The organism is Aquicoccus porphyridii, assembly GCF_008369105.1.
Classification (GTDB): Bacteria; Pseudomonadota; Alphaproteobacteria; order Rhodobacterales; family Rhodobacteraceae; genus Aquicoccus; species Aquicoccus porphyridii.
The window spans coordinates 1-1,176 of the sequence record NZ_VINQ01000058.1 but is presented as its reverse complement, the minus strand read 5'-3'; the positions used below and the strand labels follow the sequence as shown (position 1 = coordinate 1,176).

Sequence of the window (1,176 nt, the reverse complement as noted above, 5' to 3'; positions counted from 1 at the left end):
TTACTCGATGATCTTGGAGACGACGCCGGCACCGACGGTGCGGCCGCCTTCGCGGATGGCAAAGCGCAGGCCGTCTTCCATGGCGATCGGTGCGATGAGCTCGACCTTGAAGCTCACGTTGTCGCCCGGCATCACCATCTCGGTGCCCTCGGCCAGCGTCACCGTCCCGGTCACGTCCGTCGTGCGGAAGTAGAACTGCGGGCGGTAATTGGCAAAGAACGGCGTGTGGCGGCCACCCTCGTCCTTGGTCAGGATATAGGCCTCGGCCTCGAACTTGGTGTGCGGCGTCACCGATTTCGGCTTGCACAGAACCTGTCCGCGCTCGACACCTTCACGGTCGATCCCGCGCAGCAGCGCGCCGATATTGTCGCCCGCCTCGCCACGATCCAGCAGCTTGCGGAACATCTCGACACCGGTGCAGGTCGTCTTGCGGGTGTCGCGGATGCCCACGATCTCGATCTCGTCGCCCACGTTGATCACGCCACGCTCGACACGCCCCGTAACAACCGTGCCACGCCCCGAGATCGAGAACACGTCCTCGATCGGCATCAGGAACGGCATGTCCACCGCGCGCTCGGGCGTCGGGATGTATTCGTCGACCGCCGCCATCAGCTCGCGGATCGAGTTCTCGCCGATCTCGGGATTGTTGCCTTCCATCGCCGCCAGCGCCGAACCCTTGATGATCGGGATATCGTCGCCCGGGTAGTCATAGCTCGACAGAAGCTCGCGGATCTCCATCTCGACAAGCTCCAGAAGCTCCTCGTCATCGACCTGGTCGACCTTGTTCATGTAGACCACGAAGGCCGGAATGCCGACCTGGCGGCCCAGCAGGATGTGCTCGCGCGTCTGCGGCATCGGGCCGTCCGCGGCCGAACACACCAGGATTGCGCCGTCCATCTGCGCCGCACCCGTGATCATGTTCTTCACATAGTCGGCGTGCCCGGGGCAGTCCACATGCGCATAGTGGCGCGCTTCGGTCTCGTATTCCACGTGCGCCGTCGAGATCGTGATCCCCCGCGCCTTCTCTTCCGGCGCGCCGTCGATCTGGTCATAGGCCCGGAAATCACCGAAATACTTCGTGATCGCCGCCGTCAGCGTCGTCTTGCCGTGGTCAACGTGACCAACCGTCCCGATGTTCACATGCGGCTTGTTACGTTCAAACTTTGCTTTTGCCAT

At 63.1% G+C, this 1,176-nt stretch carries 1 protein-coding gene; it reads right to left on the bottom strand.

What is annotated here, in order from left to right:
- A partial coding sequence (tuf, locus tag FLO80_RS21710; protein WP_149187117.1) for an elongation factor Tu occupies positions 1–1,176 on the bottom strand: 1,176 nt, incomplete at its 5' end.